This window comes from Anaerosolibacter sp., from assembly GCF_029240175.1.
GTDB lineage: Bacteria > Bacillota > Clostridia > Peptostreptococcales > Thermotaleaceae > Anaerosolibacter.
On the sequence record NZ_JARBTM010000003.1, the window covers coordinates 21,618 to 41,776 of the forward strand.

Genomic DNA, 20,159 nt, shown 5'->3' on the forward strand with positions numbered 1-20,159 from the left:
GAGGAGGAATAAAAAAATGAGAGAAGTGGTCATTGCCAGTGCAGTAAGAACACCTATTGGAAGTTTTAATGGAGCTTTAGCAGGTTTTACGCCAGGAGATTTAGGAGCCATCGCTATCAAAGAAGCGATTACAAGGGCTGGGATTAAGCCAGAACAAGTTGACGAAGTATATTTGGGCTGTATTCTTCAGGCTGGACATGGTCAAGGGGTGGCAAGACAAGCCGCAATCAAGGCTGGAATCCCTGTGGAAGTACCTGCAACAACAGTAAATATCCTTTGTGGATCAGGATTGAGAACCGTATCCTTAGCAGCCCAGACGATCATTGCAGGAGACAACGATATCGTTGTGGCTGGTGGTACAGAGGTAATGAGCTCAGCGCCTTATCTTGTAAAGAATTCCCGTTGGGGACACAAAATGGGCCATGGAGAGTTTGTGGACTCCATGATCAGTGATGCCCTTACCGATGTATTCAACAACTATCATATGGGTGTGACGGCGGAAAACGTTGCAGAGCAGTGGGGGATCAGTAGAGATGAGCAAGATGCTTTTGCTGTTGCCAGTCAAAACAAAGCAGAAAAAGCAAAAAAAGAAGGCAGATTTAAGGATGAAATCGTTCCAGTAGAAATCAAGACAAGAAAGGGAACGACGTTATTTGAAGAAGATGAGTATATCAAAGATGGTGCAACTTTAGAATCCCTTCAGAAGTTAAAGCCGGCCTTTAAGAAGGATGGTACTGTAACAGCAGGAAATGCTTCTGGTATCAATGACGGCGCTGCTGTGATTGTCGTTATGTCAAAGGAAAAAGCCGATGAGTTAGGGATTAAGCCTCTAGCTACGATCGTATCCCATGCGACTACAGGAGTAGATCCAACGATTATGGGTATAGGACCAATTTCTTCTTCTGAAAAAGCCCTTCAAAAGGCTGGTCTAACCGTAGCGGATATTGACTTGGTTGAAGCAAATGAAGCCTTTGCAGCCCAAGCATTAGCCGTTGCGCAAGATTTAAAGCTAGATAAGGAAAAGGTAAATGTAAACGGTGGTGCCATTGCCCTAGGTCACCCAGTAGGTGCCAGCGGCGCAAGAATCTTGGTAACATTGCTGCATGAAATGGAAAAGAGAGATGCAAAAAGAGGTTTAGCTACCTTGTGTATCGGTGGCGGTATGGGAACAGCCCTTGTTGTAGAAAGAAAATAATTGTTTAAATGGATAGGGGGTGATTCGACATCCCCTATTATTATATTTACTGATAGCTGCTTGCCCCTCGCTTCTAAATGGTTTATAAGCCAGTAGCGAGAAGCTAGTAGCGAGAAGCCAAAACCAATGGAGAGAAGTGAGGAAGATGGACCGTAATGATCATATCTATGTGCAGAGTTTATTGAATACTTTGGTGGATATAGCTGGTGAAGGGATTGTGGCCATCGATATAGAGGAAAATGTTACGTATTTAAACACAGCAGCAGCTAGGCTTTTAGGCGTAGAATCCAGTGACTATATCGGGAAAAAAATGAACGAACTGATTGAGGATACCACACTTCATCGGGTCATGCGTACCAGGGAATTGGAATTGGGTGTTGTATTCAATAAAAACGGAAGAGAATTTATCGCCAATCGAACGCCAATCTTTCATAAAGATCGGGTTATCGGGGCCTTGGCTTTATTCACCGATATGACGGACTACAATCGGATTGATAAGGCTTTAATGAGTGAAAGGGAGCATTCTAAGGTATTAGAAACTATTTTTAAAACAGCCTATGATTGGATCGTGCTGGTAGACCCAGAAGGAATTGTAACCATGATGAGCGACTCCTATCTAGACTTTGTATCAATGTCCAAGGAAGAGGCTATTGGTAAGCATGTGACGGAAGTAATCCCCAATACCCGAATGCATATTGTAGCCAAAACTGGAAAAGCAGAAATCGGAGATATTCAGGAGATTAAAGGGAATCATATGATCGCCACAAGGCTTCCTGTGGTTGTGAATGGAGAGGTTGTAGGGGCTGTTGGGAAGGTGAATTTTAAAGACATCAGCGACTTCAATACCATGGCAAAAAAAGTAACGAAGATGGAGAAGGAACTAGAGTATTATCGGGATGAATTGAAAAAGGAGCGGGCAGGAAAGTATTCCTTTGAAAGTATTGTAGGAACCAGCAATGGGATTATGAGGGTAAAGAATATCAGTAAAAGGGCAGCAAAGAGCGATTCCACTGTACTGATCTTAGGCGAAAGCGGGACCGGAAAGGAACTGTTTGCCCACGCCATTCATAATCTTAGTACCAGGGCAAACAATCCCTTTATAAAAGTCAACTGTGCAGCCATCCCATCAGAGCTTCTGGAATCAGAACTATTCGGATATGAAGAGGGAGCCTTTACAGGGGCAAAGAAGGGTGGCAAGCTGGGTAAATTTGAGCTGGCAGATAAGGGAAGTATTTTCCTTGATGAGATCGGCGATATGGACATAAAGATGCAAGCAAAGCTCCTGAGAGTTCTTCAAGAAAAAGAGATTGAACGGGTAGGGGCTAGTAAAACCAAGCGTATTGATGTACGTATTATTGCTGCTACCAACAAGAAGCTTGAGGACTTGGTGGAAGAGGGGAAATTTCGGGAAGACCTCTATTACCGATTAAATGTAGTGACCATTCAAGTGCCGCCTTTAAGAGAAAGAATTGCTGATATTAAATCCCTTGCCAAGCACCTGCTGAGTAAGCTTTCTCATAATATGGGAATCATCGTGACCAATATCTCTGATGACGCCATGCATTATCTGATGAATTATCGGTGGCCGGGCAATGTACGGGAGTTGGAAAATACATTGGAGCGAGCACTGAATCTATTGGATAAAGAAACCGTTATTGAGGCCCATCATTTACCCCGAAAGATTACAGAGAATAATGATGTAGCTTCTACGGATATCGAGGGCTTTAAGACAGCCATTGAGCGATTGGAAAAGGACATGATTGTAAACTGTCTAAAGGTTGTGGATGGCAACAAAAAAGAAGCAGCCAAACGACTGGGAATCAGCAGAACAAGTCTATATCAAAAAATGGAGAAGTTTGGATTGTAATGGATGTTACTAACCGCTATCAGATAATGAATAAAACCTAGGAAGCGGTCCAAATAGAAAAGTTGAAAACAGTTAAGATGGGTGTACACAAACTGAACACTGCGTCAGCCTGGGCAAACACCATGGGGGTCCCTATAAGACCCGGAAAAAGCATATGAAGTGAAATCGTGTCCATATTTTGTACAGTTTCTTTTAAACATTCGGAAAGGGTTTTCCTTCAAAGGGTTTATAATGAAAAAGATGTTCTTGGCACGACTATTGCATATAAAATAGATAGAAATGATTAATCATTAAAGGAGGAAGAATCATGAGATTAAAGGATAAGGTAGCTATCGTAACTGGTGGAGGAAGAGGTATTGGAGAGACAACTTGTTTGCGATTTGCTGAAGAAGGTGCGAAGGTAGTGGTTGCAGATTTAAATGCAGCAGATGTACAAAATGTTGTTGAGAAGATCAAAGCTGCAGGCGGCGAAGCCGTAGGCATGCCTGTGAATGTGACAGATCGTGAGCAGGTTGATAAAATGGTTGGAGATGCTGTTGCCCAGTATGGCAGATTGGATATTATCGTAAACAATGCAGGCATTACGGCGGATGCAAAGCTTGAAAAAATGACAGAAGAGCAGTGGGACCGTGTAATTGATGTTAACCTAAAAGGTGTGTTCAACTGCAGTCAGGCAGCTGCAAAGGTAATGACTGGTCAAGGTTCAGGCGTAATTTTGAATGCATCCTCTGTTGTAGGGGTTTATGGTAACTTTGGACAGACGAATTACGCGGCAACAAAGTGGGGCGTAATTGGTATGGCAAAATCATGGGCCAAGGAATTAGGACCAAAGGGTGTTCGTGTGAATGCTGTGGCACCAGGCTTTATCATGACACCAATGACAGAAAAAATGCCTGAAAAAGTTTTAGATATGATGAAGGATAAGTCACCATTAAAAAGCTTAGGCTACCCAGAAGATATCGCCAATGCTTATGTATTCTTAGCATCTGACGAAGCAAGATTCATCACAGGTACAGTATTAAGCGTCGATGGCGGCGTAGTATTATAAGAAGCAAACCAACGTGCTAGGGGAAACCCTAGCATTTTTTTTATTTAGTAGGCTAAGGTTGAGGTTAAGGTTAAAATCGTAGGTGCGATTCACGAATCGCCCGATGCAAGAGCCTTCACTGGTGTTCAGGATGACAGCACGATTGAGAACTGTGGCCCAAGGGCGGGGAAACCCCGCCCCTACTGACATGAATGATTTCCTGTAGGGGCAGGGTCGCCCTGCCCGCCCTTCTATTCAACCCTAAAAATAAAAATTATGTTAAACCCATGGAGATCTTGGAAAGAATGATATAATAGGAGATAGGGTTGATTTACAATCAATCCTAAAAAATATTAGATAGGACTGTTTTCCATGAATAAATTAACCATGAAGAACATTGAGAAATCCATCAATACCGCTGTGAGCGGCGGTCATTTTGAAAATTTACAGCGGATTTATCGTACCATTCCCCAGGGGCGCTGTCATGGCTGCACAAAATGCTGTATGGAATCTGTACAAACCCATTATGTTGAATTCCTTCATATATTTCAGTACCTGCAGGGGAATCGTGCCCTTTATGAGGCGTTGTTCCCAAAACTCATTCAATATTACTTCTTAGAGTTAGTGGAAAAGAACCCTTGTCCATTCTTAAACGAAGAGGGCATGTGTATGATCTATAGCTATCGCCCTCTTGTCTGCAGGCTGTTTGGCCATTGGACAGAGGAAGAATACGAAGACAGCTATCGTGCTGTCTATAACGAAAATCTTCAGAGCGCCAGATTGTTCAAGAACAAATACGGCATTGCATTGCCAAAACAGGTGGTAGACTACAAGATTCAGTATTGCCAGGACTTTGAAGTGAAGAAAAGGATACAAAGGAACCAAAGACAAAATATGGTGGACAATATTTTTACCATGGAGTCTGCCTATTTTATGAGAGGCCTGCTTACCGAGGAGGACCTAGGTACAGGATTGATCTCTTGGTTCATTTATACCATCTTTGATCGAGAAGAAGCCAGTTCCCTTCGACTCCAGGTCATGAAAGAATATTTAGAAGACGGCGTCAGTGAAACCTTGGAGGAACTGGTGGGGAAGACGCGGGCGGTGATTTAGGGCTTTGTTAGCGGTTAGCGGGTTAGCAGTTAGAAGAAAAATCAGAAACTGAAAAAGCTTTAAATTTACAACGACTTCTAGAGTGAGATACTTTAGAAGTTTTTTTATTTTGATTATCTTCCAAGGACAACCCCAATTCGGCTAACCGCTAACTGCTAACCTGCTAACCTGTTCTACATCCTCCACTCCACACTAATCCATTGCTTAGACCCGGTATTTATTTGTGAAAAAATCGCGTATACCAGCGTGGACCGGTTTATTCCTATTGAGGAGATTTTGGAGAATACCATCACGGGATTAAAGGGCGTAGGAGGGCTGCAGACCAGAGGCAAATATAGACAGGGACTCCCTAAATCACCATATCAATAAGTAGTTCAAACGGCCAAAGGGGGGGAAAAATTTGGATGATAGAAAAGAGAGGATCTATGTAAAAGTATATGACCATCAAACGGAGCAACTGGCTTCAAAACCGATGGTAGAATTGATGAAAGAAATGATTGCTGCCCAAATGCCCATTTCCTTTGAAAGGGAAGCCTTAAAAGCGCAGGCGATTATTGTGAGAACCTTCCTTGTAAGGCAGGTGAAGTCTTTAGGTGGAAGCGGATGCAGTCAATACGAAGATGCTGACTTCTGTACAGGAGGTCATTGTGGTGACTGGATTTCAAAGGAAAGCTTGATGGCATTGTGGGGCAGCGATTTTCATATAAATTGGACCAAACTAGAGGAGGCAGTAAAAGAAACAGGGGATCAGATTATTACCATGAACAACAAACCTATCGAACCTAGATATCATATCACTTGTGGTGGAGCCACGGAGAACTCAGAAAACGTGAAGGGCAATAAAATTTTGTATTTGCGTAAAGTGCTGTGCAGCTACTGCAACAATTCACCCTATTGGAAGCAAACCGTTGAAATGACCATTGAGGAGATAGAGGAAAAGTTGAAAATAAAGATGTCGGAAACTTCATCTATCGAAGGTCCTTGGATTCAAGGTATGGTTGAAAATGTAGAACGAGATGAAGATGGGCGTATTATAGAAATGAAAATAAGCGGAACAACTTTTAAAGGTACTGACCTTGTGGCCTTACTTGGTCTTGACTCCACTAGATTTGGATGGAAGCCGATTTCATTTAAATTCGAAATAGGTGGAAAGGGAGATGGATTGGGTCTTTGTCAATACGGTGCCAATGCTATGGCAAGAGAAGGTAAGGACGCCGAGGAGATTTTAAATTATTATTTTACAGGTGTTTCCATCAAAGAATTTGAAAAAAGAAGTATAAATATGCCCTTAAGTGGAAAAATAATTGTGTTAGATCCTGGACATGGCGGAGATAACTCGGAGGACAATGAAGGTCCAACAGGTGTACGAGAGAAGGATGTAAATCTAGCTATTAGCAGCAGCTTGGCTGAAATTCTACGAAAAGCAGGGGCCGAAGTTTATGAAACCCGAACGGAAGATGTGTATGTGTCCTTGGGTAAAAGAGCAGCTTTAGCCAATAAAATACGACCAAACTTCTTTTTAAGTATACATCAAAATGCATTTGCCAATCCAAATATATCGGGAAGCGAAGTCTATCACTATCGGGGTGATCGTGATGGAGAAACTTTGGGGAATCTCATCTTAAAAGAACTAGCCCAAAGTTTGGGTACGGCAGAAAGAGGTGTTAAGATCGCGGATTTTTATTTGTTAAGGGAAGTAAGAACCACAGCACTTCAGATAGAAGTTGCTTTTATTACAAATCCTGAAGAGGAACAAAAACTACAGGATCAAGTAAGCCGAAAAGATGCTGCGGAAGCCATAGGGAAAGCCCTTATCAAGTATTACAGCTATGAATAGAAATAGAAGAACGTAATGTTCTTCTTTTCTTATATCGTTCAGATGCTTGACATAAAATTCTTAGGAAAATGTTACCAACCACAAGAAATGGAGATTTGTTGACAATCCATTGGAACCATTGTATAATATTTGGCCAAAAATTTGACAAATATGTACAATGTGATATAATAATACTGTATACTTTGAAAGAAGGTGATTAGGTGGCTACTAAAAATACAATAGCCGAGATCAAAAGGAATGTGGAGCACCTTGTTGGAGAGAAAGTAAGATTGAAGGCCAATAAAGGAAGAAAGAAGGTATCTGTTAAAGAAGGTATCCTTGAAACGACTTATCCTAACATCTTTGTGGTATGTATTGACGGAGGCTATAACACTGTAAGAAGGGTTTCATATAGCTATTCAGATATATTGACAGAAACAGTAGAAATTACTTTATGTAAAGATGAGAAAAAAGTACAAGTAAGCTAAATAAACCGCCAATGAGCTTTATAGGCGGTTTATTTTTTAATATATAAGAATAATTTTGAGAATACATGGGTGGGGAAACCCCACCCCTACTGGTATTTCTGTACCTTTGTAGGGGCAGGTTCATCCTACCCCTTCTTTTATACATATTTAACAGAAAATTCTAGGAAATACAAAAAAATTTTTATGAATGGATTCCAATGTTTATACATACCATGAATAATCTACGGTTACGAAATAGTTAGAGCAAACAAGAAGGTTTTCAAAAAAACAATAAATTCCAGTTAAAAAATTCCAATTTATTCATCTCATGAATATTCACAGTTATTACATATTATGGAAATTAGCAGGGATACCTTGAATAATCAAGACTTGAAACCATATCCGAATAAATGTATACTTAATTTAGAAAAGTTAGATTATTCATGAATCGACAAAGGGTGGAAGACATTCCATGTATTGGGGGGAAGCAAATTGACAACAGATAGAAAACCATTTCTTGATGTGAGATCAGAAATAGGAAAATTAAAAGCTGTTATGCTGCACCGACCAGGAAGAGAATTAGAAAGAATTACACCACAATATTTACATGAACTATTATTCGATGATATTCCATGGCTAAAAAAAATGCGGGAAGAGCATGATGGGTTTGCTGATGCACTGAGGATGCGTGGCTGCACCGTATATTACTACGAGGATATGCTAGGGGAGATTCTAAAAGATAATCATGTAAAAGAAGATTTGGTAATAGAGGTTCTCACAAAATGTAATATTGCAAATCCAGATCTTGAAGAGTTAATCAAAGGATTTTTAATGGAGAAAGACGCTCAAATAGTTGCAGAAATAATGATTGCTGGTCTCCATAAAAAGGATTTTCCTGATATACACCGGGAAAAGCGGTTGGTTGATCATATTAAAGAAGAATATCCTTTCTACATCAATCCCCTGCCAAATTTATATTTTACAAGAGATCCAGGGGCTGTCATAGGGAATGGTCTTTCTGTTAATTCCATGAACACCCATGCTAGGGACCGAGAGACGATGATTTTAAAATATATTTATATGCATCATCCAAGCTTTGAGAAAGAAGTAAGCCCTCTTTGGTACGACTATGACAGAAGATACAGCCTTGAGGGTGGAGATATACTTGTGCTGGGAGAAAACGTTATTGCAGTAGGCTGTAGTGAAAGAACCTCTGCCCGAGGCATCGAGGATCTAGCCATGAACCTTTTTAAAGGAGATGACAAGATCAAGCAGGTTATTGCAGTACAGATACCCTTTACCCGAGCCTACATGCATTTAGATACGGTATTTACCATGGTAGACTATGATAAGTTTACCATTTATCCAGGGGTAGAGGATAAGGTGAAGGCCTTCTGCCTTACAGAAGGAAAAACTTGTCCAAAGGTAGAACCCATGGGCAATCTTCAAGATGCACTGAAAAAAGCGCTGAACATTCCATCAATCCAATTTATTCAAAGCGGCGGTGGCGATGAGGTAACAGCTGCCAGGGAACAGTGGAACGATAGTACCAATACCCTGGCCATTGCACCAGGGGTCGTGGTAACATATAATCGAAATGAAGCCTCCAACACAACCCTAAGAAAGCACGGGATAGAGGTTGTGGAGATTGAAGGTTCAGAACTGGTAAGAGGCAGAGGCGGTCCAAGGTGTATGAGCATGCCGCTGAATAGGGAGAAGATATAGAGACGCTATTCGCTGCTCGCCTCTCGCTACTCGGAAAAGACTTTTGTTTTAGCGAGAAGCGAGTAGCCAGTAGCGAGCGGCCCGTAGACATGACTACAAATCAACACAAATGAAGATAATGTATTAATTATAAATAACCATAAACAAGGAGGAATACACCAATGGCAGTGAATTTGAAAGGAAGAAACTTTTTAACTTTAAGACATTTCACACCAGAAGAGATCAGATACCTATTGAATCTTTCCAAGGACTTGAAAAATAAGAAAAGAGTCGGTGGAAGAGAAAAACTATTGGAAGGTAAAAACGTTGTACTGTTATTTGAGAAGGCCTCTACAAGAACAAGATGTGCTTTCGAAGTTGCGGCAATGGATGAGGGCGCAGGGGTTACCTTCTTGGGCTCCAATGACAGCCAAATGGGCAAGAAAGAATCCTTAGAAGATACTGCAAAGGTACTGGGAAGAATGTATGATGGCATCGAATTTAGAGGATTTAAGCAAGAAACCGTAGAGTTATTGGCAGAGCATGCCGGGGTTCCAGTATGGAATGGATTGACGGATATGTACCACCCTACACAAATCCTTGCAGACTTACTTACCATAGAGGAGCATGTGGCGAAGCCTTTGAATAAAGTGAAGTTCGTTTATGTGGGCGATGCTAGAAATAACATGGGGAACTCCCTATTGATCGGTGCTGCAAAGATGGGTATGCATTTCGTTGCATTGGCACCAAAGGAATTGTTCCCAGCAGAAGATCTGGTAGCAGCGATGGAAGAAGTGGCAAAGGAAACAGGGGCAACCATTGAGCTGACAGAGAATATTGAGGAAGCCGTTAAGGGTGCAGATGTGATTTATACCGATGTATGGGTATCCATGGGTGAAGAGGATCAGTTTGAGGAAAGAATCAAAATGCTTCATCCATACCAAGTAAATATGGATATGCTGAATAAGTCTGGAAACCCAGATATAATTTTCCTTCATTGTTTACCAGCTTTCCATGATCTTGAGACGAAGGTTGGTAAAGAAGTTTTTGAAAAGTATGGGTTAAAAGAAATGGAAGTTACCGATGAAGTGTTTAGAAGCAAGCATTCAAAAGTATTTGATGAAGCAGAAAATAGACTTCATACCATAAAGGCAGTGATGGTAGCAACGATTGCATAGGGGGAAGATAACCATGAAGAAAGATAGAGTTGTGATTGCCCTTGGGGGAAATGCCTTACAGGCAGATCCTAAGGATACAACGGCAGAATCCCAGTTGATCACTGCCAAGTCAACAGCAAAGCCTTTGGTGGACCTTATAGCCGATGGCCATGAGCTCATTATTGCCCACGGAAATGGACCCCAGGTGGGGCAAATCGTTGCTACCTATGAGGCAGCGGCCGGGGTACCTACCATGCCTTTTCCTGAGTGCGGGGCTATGAGTCAAGGGTATATTGGCTATCATCTACAGCAGGCCATCCGAGAGGAAATGCATCATAGAGGGATAGATAAAAGCGTTGCAGCTGTTGTTACCCAAGTGATTGTGGATAAAAATGATCCAGGATTCCAGAACCCAACAAAACCTGTAGGTTCCTTCTTCTCTGGGGAAGAGGCCCAACGACTCCAGGAGGAAAAGGGTTATGTGATGAAGGAGGATGCTGGCAGAGGCTGGAGAAGAGTGGTAGCGTCACCAGAACCGATAGGGGTGGTAGAAGCACCGATTGTGAAGACGTTGGTGGATGCAGGGCATATTGTCATCACCGTTGGCGGCGGCGGAGTGCCTGTTATCGACAGAGGAAACGGTGTTCTGGAAGGGGTACCAGCGGTAATTGATAAGGATTTTGCATCGGAAAAGATCGCAGAAATTTTGGAGGCAGATTATCTGATTATCCTAACGGCTGTTGAGAAGGTATCTATCAACTTCAATAAGCCAAATCAGCAGAACTTAGATCGAATGACAGTGGCTGAAGCCAAGCAATATATCGAGGAAGGTCACTTTGCGCCAGGCTCTATGCTGCCAAAGGTAAAGGCAGCCATGAAGTTTGTAGAATCAAAACCAGGCAGAAAAGCCTTGATTACCTCCTTAGAAAAGGCCAAGGAAGGTATCGAAGGCAGAACAGGTACCGTTCTTGTATACGAATAATGATCAAAGGGATCTAGCTGAAGTGCTAGATCCTTTTTGCAGTTCGCTGCTCGCTTTTCGCTTCTCGGCCAACCCTACTATCACTTTTGTTTTGCTAGTAGCGAGGAGCTAGTAGCCAGTAGTCAAAAATTTTTTTTCAATCTATGAAACTTTTTTGAACTCCTTTCGTCATACATATATAAAGGAAAACAAATTGCTGATAGGCAATTTTGTTATGGGGTATAAGGACAAGAGAAAGAGATAATACATAAGGAGGTAGAAAACAATGAAAGGTAAAAAATTAGCTGCTAGCTTGGTTGTGACATTGGCTTTTAGTACAGTAGCCCCTGTCTTCGCCGATAGTACCATATCCATTGGGAATATATCGGTTACACCTATATCAGCACCTGCAAATGCCGTGGTGATTCAGGATGCATCAAAGTCTGAGATTAGCAAAGAAAAGGCGATGGAGATTGCCAAGGAAGCTTTAAAGAAGCACTTTGATCTCGAATTGGATGATAAGAAATACCAGTCCAACATTGAGTACCGCAAAGATTGGAACGATCCAGAGCGGAATGTTTGGGCCATGTATTGGAATTACAACGATCCTATGGAATACAGCCATGCAGGGGTGACCATTGATGGGAAGTCAGGAAAAATATTAGAGATGAACAAAGATGGTGGAAAATACGGAGAGCAGACACCTAAGAAAACCCTAATCACCAGAGAAGAAGCACAAGAGAAGGCGGAAGCATTTATTGAAAAAATCCTGCCTGGACTTGTAAAACAGACAAAATTGATGCCTTTGTATGAGGATTATGGTCCTATACCTTATGGAAACCCAAATCCGATCTTCTACCATTTTAACTATCAGCGCGTTGTGGATGAAGCAAAATATGATGCCAACTATATCAACGTAGGAATAGATGGGGCAACAGGAGAAATAAGAAATTTCAACTATCGATGGGAAGATGAACTGAAGCTTCCAAGCAAGTCTGGAATCATGACCGTGGAAGAAGCGAGCAAGATTCTACGGGATAAGACCAAAATGGAATTGATTTATCTGCCAATCCGTGACGAGTTTAACTATCAACCGATTCCAAAATCCCTAAAGCTGGCGTACAGACCTAGCTATGATTTTGCAAACATGTTAGATGCTAAGACTGGCAAAATGATAGGCTGGAATGGTAAAGACCAAGATCAGCAGCTTCAAGCAGCGGGATTGACAGAGAAACAGATTGCAGAAATCAAAAAGAGCGCAAAGCCTATTGTGAAGAAAGCGGAAGTGATTACCCAGGAAAGAGCCAAGGAACTCGCCATAGAGATTTTAAAGAATGAAATTGAGGGCGATGTAAAAATCAATAACGTCAATTATGTGGAAGGTGACGGTTATTGGGAAACTGCTGGAAGAAAGGCTTGGAATATTGACTTTACGGTAGAAAAGAAAGCAGACCCAAAGGTAGATGCCAAATTATCTATTATGCCTATAAATAATGGTAGAGTGATGATTGATGCCCAAACAGAAGAATTGATCGCATTTTCCAACTGGCAGAATGACATGGTATATGGACAGCCTTTTGACCCTGTATTGACATGGGAAGAGGCATATAACAAAGCCATAGATATGGTAAAGAAGTACCAGCCTGATAAAATTGACCAGATCAAAACAGAACAGGTTTTTGTAAAAAACTATGAAATGATTGACGGCAGAGAAATTCCACCGATGGAATACTATTTCAATTTTACCAGAACAGTAAATGGTATAATTTATGAAGACAATCAAATCAATGTGAGCTTTAATTCAAAAACAGGAAAGCTCCAGAACTTTAATTCCAGATGGAACGAGGACTTAAAATTCCCTGCCAGAGAAAATGCAATCTCCTTAGAAACAGCAAAGGATAAGTTCTTTGATATCAATGAAGTGGAATTAGGATACTATAGATACAACACAATCAATGATTACCAAAATCCTAAATACGATACAAGATTGATTTATAGGCTTTTATCATTAAAACCTCAATATAACTTGATTGATGCCATCAGTGGAAAGTTCATTGACTACAATGGAAGAACAATGCCTGAGGTTTCCCAGGGAGATTTTAATGAGAAAATCAAAGGACACTGGGTAGAAAAACAAGCAAAAATCCTGGCACAGCAAGGGATTATAGATAAGGATACCTTCAATCCTGATCAGGAAATATCTAGAATAGAAGCGGTGAAAATGTTGGTATCAGCAAGGGGAATGGATTATTATTATCCTCTAAAGGAAGCTGCTGCTGAAGTGAAATATTCTGACGTCAGTGAAGATGACAGCGACCTACGATTTATCTATATGGCCATGAGACATGGAATCATTGAAAATAAAGAGGGTAAATTTAACGGCAGCGAAGTGATCAACCGAGAAGAATTGGTTGTGATGCTGGTGAAGATGCTGCGCTATGATGCATTGGCCAAAGCCAGTGATATATTCAATGTTTCCTTTGCCGATAAGGACAGTATCAAACCAGAGGTGTTAGGTTATGCAGCCATTGCCCAAGGGTTAAAGCTTGTAGATGGCAGTGGAAGCTTTAGATCTGCAGACAAAGCCACCATGGCTGAAACCGCAGACATGATTTATAAAGCATTAAGCTATGTGAATCGCTAGTATAAGGGAGACGAAAGTCTCCCTTTTTTGTGGTTAAAGGTTAAGGCTAAGGCTAAGGTTAAGAAAAAGACCCTCAGCGTTGTACACAAGCAAATTCTCAACCTTAACCTCAGCCTCAACCTCGCGTAGCTTTGCTACGCAGTATTTATTACATTCCTATTACAAAATACCCAATTGCTCATAATATTAGGTAAAATATGGTAGAATTGTAAGGTAGGTTTAGGAAATACCTACATGGAAGTCAAAAAAACAGGGGGAATGGATTGAAAATGAAGAAACTTATTAGTATGGTCCTTGTACTTGTGCTGTTGTTGGGAATGATGATACCGGCGTTTGGCGAGGAAAAAAATAATGGCATTAATGAGGAAAATCTGAAGATTACAAAGGATGAAGCAAAGGAAATTGCCATTAAGAGATTAAAAGAATACCTTGATGTTCAGGTGGAAGAAAAAAAGTTTCAGACGAGAATGGAGCTGAGATCGGATTATGAAGATCCTCAAAATTCGCTTTGGCATATCAATTGGGACTTTAACGACAATGCAAAGAGCATCCATATCAATGTATCCGTAGATGGAAGTGATGGGAGTATCCGCAGCCTTAGTCAGCAAGAATATATCCATAGTCAGGAACGTGCTGCCATTGCAACAATCACAGAGGAGCAAGGTAAGCAGTTGGCGGAAAAATTTGTTCAGAAGTTTCATCCAGAAATATATAAACAGGTGAAATTGGTAGGCGACGGGGCGATGAATTACGGTCCAGGTTCCTATTATTCTACCAATTATTCCTTTCGATATGTGCAAACGGTGAACGGGCTATCCTTTGAACCCAATTACATGACTGTAGAGGTGGATGGCATTAAAGGAAAGATCACAGGATTTTCCTATCGATGGAGAGATGGACTGACATTTCCAGGGGTGAAGGAAGTCATTGGTGAAGAAAAGGCAAAAACTTTATTTGAAAAAGAGCTAAAAATGGAATTGAGATATATGCCGCATCGACCACAGCCCTATGATTATAACAGCCCCATAAAGACGATTAAGCTGGCATATTATCCTACATTTACCACAGGTGATCAAGTGGATGCGAAAGAAGGAAAATTCCTCATATGGCCAGCAAGAAAGCAAGAAGACAAAATGGAGAAGGACATCAGTGAAAAACAAAAAGAAGAAATTTTCAATAGTGGGAAGAAGATAGAAGCACGGACAAAAGAAATGGATGAAAGTCAAGCTGCTCAAATCATGAAGGAGCAGCTCGAGAAAACATTTGGTGAAGGCTATGAAATAGAGAGCTTACGATACATGGAAAATGAAGACTATTGGGAATCCTCTGGGAAAAAAGCTTGGTCTGGACAGTTTGTTAAAAAAGATGGAGATACTCGTTATAATGACAGGGGCCAAATCACCATCGATGCCCTAACCGGGGAGCTCATCAACCTCACTAGCCACAATTGGAGGGACATGGAAGAAAAATTTGAACCTGTTCTTTCATGGGAAGAGGGATACGATAAGGCTATAGAAAGCATCAAAGAATACTTCCCTCATAAAATAAAGGAAATTGAAACAAAGAGTGCTTATATAAAATCCTCATATTTGGTCAATGGAAAGGAAATAGAGCAGCCATATTATTACTTTAGCTTTCCAAGGCTTGTCAACGGCATTGCATACCCGGAGGATGGAATTACTGTTGAATTGGATCGAAAGACAGGACAATTTCAATCCATACGATGTATGTGGAATGACTATGCAGTATTTCCAAATCCAGCAGATCGAATCAAAGAAGACAAAGCCCTGGAGATCTTCTTTGAAGACTACGGGCCTAACTTAATATATACCTTGTATAACAGCTCATCAGATCCTCAAAAGCCAGTTGAGGAAGTTAAACTGGTATATCGACTGAATCGTGATACTGCCTATATGTATATGCCGTATTCCAATGTGGACGCTTTGACTGGGGAGAAAATTGATTATCAAGGTGGGGTAATCAGTAGCAAGGGGAATTCCTTTAAGGAAAAGATCAAGGGCCACTGGGCAGAAAAAGAGATAAATATTTTGGCAAACCAAGGAATCATCGATGTGAGCCAGTTTGATATGGACAAAGAAATCACCCTCATGGAAGCCATCAAGATCATGGTGAATGCCAAAGGATATGAGACCTATAGACTTCGGGGTGTTGATACGTTGAAGTTTGGAGACTATAAGGCAGAGGATAGTGAATATAAATACCTTCAAATGGCAGTGCTCTATGGTATCCTAGAGAATAAGTCCATGGTCTTCGATGGAGAGAAAAAGATTTCTCGAGAAGAACTAGCAAATCTGATGGTCAGGCTGCTTAGATATGAGAATGTGGCGAAGATACAAGGAATCTATACCCTTCCTTATAGTGACAAAGGAGAGGTAAACCCTGAATACCTTGGAGCCATGGCTCTTTGTACTGGTTTAGAGATTATCAATGACCAGGATGGAAAGATCAGGCCAAAAGACAATGCAACCATGGTAGAAATGGCCATAGCAGTGTATAAGGCAATGGAGAACATCCAGCCAATTCGTTAGAAGCAAAAGAAGTGGAAAAGTTTCATTTTCCACTTCTTTTTTTGTTTAGACTGTCATACATATATAGAGACGAGTTAGCCTTGGACATTGGAAAAAACATAACATATTTTTGCATCCGATAAATATTATTATAGTAGGAAATTCAAGGTATAAAGGAGGAAAAAGGAATGGCTGTAGAATTGATTAGAGATTTACTGAAGATAGACCAGTTGGTAGGAGAAGAGCATGCACAGGCCTTAGTGGAGGGTGATATTGTCGTTCCTGATGTAAAGCCTGATATATCACGGATATTATCAGTGGATGGGATCGTGAATATAACGAGTAAAGAATCAGTTCAAGACAAAATCATCGTGGATGGGTCTGTTCAATTTAAGATTTTGTATGCTTCCGATATGGGAGACCAGCCTATCTATGGAATGAATGCCAGTGCCAGCTTTAGTCAAAACATTGATATCCAGGGCACAACCCCAGATATGAATTGTGACGTAACTGGAGATATTGAACATATCGATTTTAACATCGTCAATGAAAGAAAAGTAGCCGTTAAGATTGTCCTAAACCTATCAGGGAAGAGCTATGGTGTTTCCAAAATGGATATTTTACGGGAAATCCAGGGGGTACCTGATATTCAGCTGCTTAAACAGCAGGTACGTTATAGTGATATGGTGGGAAGTAATGCAGCAGATACCATCGTGAGAGAGAACTTTGAGATTGACGAAAATATGCCAGAGATTCGAGAAATTTTACGCTGTGATGCCTATGCAGTGGAAAAGGAAACCAAGGTAACTGATGGCAAAGTAATCGTAGGGGGCGTCGTCAAAACAAATACCCTTTATGTGGGAGAAGATGAGCGTAATCCTCTATGCCTTGTAAAGCATGAAGTGCCCTTTACACACTTTGTTGAGATTCCAGCGGCCATGGCCCATATGGACTGTAAAGTAGCATTGAAAGTAGACGAAGTATACACCGATGTAAAGGAAAATGTTGATGGAGATAGAATGCTCTTTGAAATGGAAGCCATTGTAAAAGTCCATGCTGCAGTCAGTGAGCTGGAAGAGAAAGAAGTCATTGTAGATGCCTATTCTCCAAGCAAGGCCATGAAGCTTGACAAGAAAAAAGTAAACTACAACTTAACTGTGGGCAGCAATTCTGCCAATGCAGTAGTAAAAGAAATGCTTGAAGTGCCTGATCAGTTCCCAGAAGCATTTAAGGTATTTAATGTAAATGTGAAGCCAGTCATGACAGATTACCGGTTGGTAGAAGACAAGAATGTGATTGAAGGGATCATAGAGGCCAATGTGCTTTATCTTTCTCAAGATAAGGATCAGCCAGTACATAGCTTCCGACAAGAGGTACCATTCCGCCACTTTATTGAAATGCCTGGTGTAGATGATAACATGAATGCTGATGTGAATTTAGCCGTTAATGATGTGGATTATAGTCTTATCAATCCAACCCAGGTAGAGATCAAGGTAAACGTTGGGGCATCCTGTGTGGTCACAAAGAAGGCCCAAGTAGAGCTTCTGGTGAACGCAGAGGAATCCGAAGAAGTAGTTGATCTAAAGAGCCGACCAAGTATCACCATCTACTTTGTCCAGCCAGGAGATACCCTATGGAAGATTGCGAAACGCTACAATACCACAGTCAACGAATTGGTAGCAGCCAACGATATTGAAGATCCAAGCATGATCAAATCAGGGGATCGATTGGTGATTCAAAAGACATATGAATATAAGTTTTAGAGAAGAATCCGTGCATTGCACGGATTCTTTTAGGTTGAGGTTAAGGTTGAGGCTAAGGAAAAGATAAAGACAGTATAAGGTTGAAGTTAAGCAGCTTGGGCAATTCTGTAGAGAAAGCCTCGAAGAACTGCCTTAAAAACCTTAACCTTAACCTCAACCTTAATCTCCTAAAATATTTCCCCAATTACTTATTTTCCTGTATAATATCTTTAGATCTATACATCAAATGCTAAATAGGTGTTACACTATACGAGACTGGACTTATATGGGGTGAAAAGTTTGAGTGAGCTTAAAATACGTGGAAGAGCAAAGATAAATCTATCACTGGATGTACTAAGAAGACGGGAAGATGGTTATCATGAAATAAAGATGATCATGCAGCAGGTAGATCTATATGATGAGATTACCTTGAGGGAGATTGAGGAGGGTATTAGACTCCAGTGCAATTGTGAGTTTATTCCTGCGGATGAAGGAAATATTGCCTATCGAGCAGCAAAGCTAATCAAGGAGAAATATCATATCCAGAAGGGCATATATATATATATTGAAAAGAATATACCTGTGGCGGCGGGATTGGCTGGAGGAAGCACCAATGCAGCAGCTGTGCTGTTAGGATTAAACAGCCTATGGAATCTAGGCGCAAGCAAGGAGGAGCTGATGGCCCTTGGATTGCAGTTAGGTGCCGATGTACCGTTTTGTGTCCTAGGAGGCGCTGCTTTAGCAGAAGGGATTGGGGAAAAGCTGACACCCATCCAAGGCCTTGAGAACACATGGGTGGTATTGTGCAAACCCAATATCGGTGTATCCACTGCCGATGTATATAAAAATTTAAATATAAATAACATTCAACAGCACCCTGATACAGAGAGGATATTGGATGCTTTGTGTAGAAAAGATATACAAACTGTAGCAGGAAATCTTAAGAATGTGCTGGAACAGGTAACGGAGCAAATGCATCCGATTGTCAGAGATATCAAAAGAAGGATGTTGGAGTACAATGCCCTGGGGAGCATCATGAGCGGCAGCGGCCCTACGGTATTTGGCCTGTATAAGGACTACAACAAGGCGAAAAGTGCCTTTGATAACCTGAACAAGGTCTACAAACAGACCTATGTGGTGAAAACTTTTAGTGGGGTGGAAGGACTATGAGTATTAACGGATTAAGCGGATTGAAGCTTCAAAATTATCAGCCCCTCCGGGATGTAGTATTTGAGCATCTAAGAAATTCAATTTTAAATGGAGATTTAAAGCCTGGAGAAAGATTAATGGAAGTACAATTGGCAGAACAGCTTGGTGTCAGCCGCACTCCGGTTAGGGAGGCCATTCGAAAGCTGGAGCTGGAAGGCTTGGTTGCCATGGTGCCAAGGAAGGGTGCCTATGTGGCCGATGTATCGGTAAAGGATATCCTCGACGTGTTAGAAGTCCGCAGTGTCATGGAGGGTTTAGCGGCTTATCTGGCAGCGGAACGTATGACCGAAGAAGAATTGGAGGAATTGGAGTTGATTTCCTACCACTTCAAGAGGGCCATGGAAGGCGGAGATACAGAAAGCTTGATCGAAAAGGACATGCAGTTCCATGACAGAATCCTTCGCTCTACCCGCAACAATAAATTGATTCAGATCGCCCAAGGATTGCAGGAACAGGTGCAGCGTTTCCGGATCACCTATTTCTCGGAATATAATAAAACCAATGAGTTGCTGGCGGAGCATCAGGCGATTCTAGAAGCCATTGCCAATCGTGATGCGGCCCAGGCCCAGCAGGTAACCCAGCACCATATCGATATGTTGGGAAATACCATCATCACCTTTGCAGATAAAGGACGGTAAAGTGGTGTAATAGAGAAAGGATACGATGGGACTGTCGTAGACCAAGACTAATAAAATTGTAGGGGCGATTCACGAATCGCCCAATGTTAGC

15 protein-coding genes are annotated in these 20,159 nt (G+C 41.3%); all 15 read left to right on the top strand.

The genetic code is table 11. The annotated features are described in order from the left end of the window. Positions 1 to 16: 16 nt before the first annotated feature. Positions 17 to 1,195, top strand: coding sequence for an acetyl-CoA C-acetyltransferase (locus K0R93_RS02305; RefSeq protein WP_300296984.1), 1,179 nt, complete (start codon positions 17 to 19; stop codon positions 1,193 to 1,195). A gap of 145 nt (positions 1,196 to 1,340) precedes the next feature. Continuing rightward, on the top strand, positions 1,341 to 3,062 hold the full coding sequence (locus K0R93_RS02310) for a sigma-54 interaction domain-containing protein (protein WP_300296987.1): 1,722 nt from the start codon (positions 1,341 to 1,343) through the stop codon (positions 3,060 to 3,062). A gap of 307 nt (positions 3,063 to 3,369) precedes the next feature. Next, positions 3,370 to 4,110 carry a 3-oxoacyl-ACP reductase FabG gene (gene fabG, locus K0R93_RS02315; protein ID WP_300296990.1) on the top strand — a complete coding sequence of 247 codons (741 nt, stop codon included), beginning with the start codon at positions 3,370 to 3,372 and terminating at the stop codon, positions 4,108 to 4,110. Between the two features lie 351 nt (positions 4,111 to 4,461). After that, positions 4,462 to 5,202 (top strand): YkgJ family cysteine cluster protein, encoded by a 741-nt coding sequence (locus K0R93_RS02320; protein ID WP_300296993.1) that lies wholly within the window; start codon positions 4,462 to 4,464, stop codon positions 5,200 to 5,202. Positions 5,203 to 5,397: 195 nt separating this feature from the next. Beyond that, positions 5,398 to 5,571, top strand: coding sequence for a sporulation peptidase YabG (locus K0R93_RS19245; RefSeq protein ID WP_334297383.1), 174 nt, complete (start codon positions 5,398 to 5,400; stop codon positions 5,569 to 5,571). Between the two features lie 31 nt (positions 5,572 to 5,602). Continuing rightward, positions 5,603 to 7,039 carry a stage II sporulation protein D gene (gene spoIID / locus K0R93_RS02330; protein WP_300296998.1) on the top strand — a complete coding sequence of 479 codons (1,437 nt, stop codon included), beginning with the start codon at positions 5,603 to 5,605 and terminating at the stop codon, positions 7,037 to 7,039. A 200-nt stretch (positions 7,040 to 7,239) separates the two neighbouring features. Then, positions 7,240 to 7,506, top strand: coding sequence for a Veg family protein (locus K0R93_RS02335; protein WP_300297001.1), 267 nt, complete (start codon positions 7,240 to 7,242; stop codon positions 7,504 to 7,506). A 471-nt stretch (positions 7,507 to 7,977) separates the two neighbouring features. After that, positions 7,978 to 9,210, top strand: a complete 1,233-nt coding sequence (gene arcA / locus K0R93_RS02340) for an arginine deiminase (RefSeq protein ID WP_300297004.1) — start codon at positions 7,978 to 7,980, stop codon at positions 9,208 to 9,210. A 161-nt stretch (positions 9,211 to 9,371) separates the two neighbouring features. Continuing rightward, complete coding sequence (gene argF / locus K0R93_RS02345; protein WP_300297007.1) at positions 9,372 to 10,367, top strand: ornithine carbamoyltransferase; 996 nt, start codon at positions 9,372 to 9,374, stop codon at positions 10,365 to 10,367. Between the two features lie 13 nt (positions 10,368 to 10,380). Next, positions 10,381 to 11,328, top strand: coding sequence for a carbamate kinase (arcC, locus tag K0R93_RS02350; protein ID WP_300297009.1), 948 nt, complete (start codon positions 10,381 to 10,383; stop codon positions 11,326 to 11,328). A gap of 265 nt (positions 11,329 to 11,593) precedes the next feature. Further along, positions 11,594 to 13,951 (top strand): YcdB/YcdC domain-containing protein, encoded by a 2,358-nt coding sequence (locus tag K0R93_RS02355; RefSeq protein ID WP_300297012.1) that lies wholly within the window; start codon positions 11,594 to 11,596, stop codon positions 13,949 to 13,951. Between the two features lie 269 nt (positions 13,952 to 14,220). Further along, positions 14,221 to 16,500, top strand: a complete 2,280-nt coding sequence (locus K0R93_RS02360) for a YcdB/YcdC domain-containing protein (protein WP_330684990.1) — start codon at positions 14,221 to 14,223, stop codon at positions 16,498 to 16,500. A 167-nt stretch (positions 16,501 to 16,667) separates the two neighbouring features. Continuing rightward, positions 16,668 to 18,242, top strand: coding sequence for a DUF3794 and LysM peptidoglycan-binding domain-containing protein (locus tag K0R93_RS02365; protein ID WP_300297018.1), 1,575 nt, complete (start codon positions 16,668 to 16,670; stop codon positions 18,240 to 18,242). 279 nt (positions 18,243 to 18,521) lie between these two features. After that, positions 18,522 to 19,391, top strand: a complete 870-nt coding sequence (gene ispE / locus K0R93_RS02370; protein ID WP_300297021.1) for a 4-(cytidine 5'-diphospho)-2-C-methyl-D-erythritol kinase — start codon at positions 18,522 to 18,524, stop codon at positions 19,389 to 19,391. Between the two features lie 2 nt (positions 19,392 to 19,393). Further along, on the top strand, positions 19,394 to 20,068 hold the full coding sequence (locus K0R93_RS02375; RefSeq protein WP_442870169.1) for a GntR family transcriptional regulator: 675 nt from the start codon (positions 19,394 to 19,396) through the stop codon (positions 20,066 to 20,068). Positions 20,069 to 20,159 lie beyond the last annotated feature (91 nt).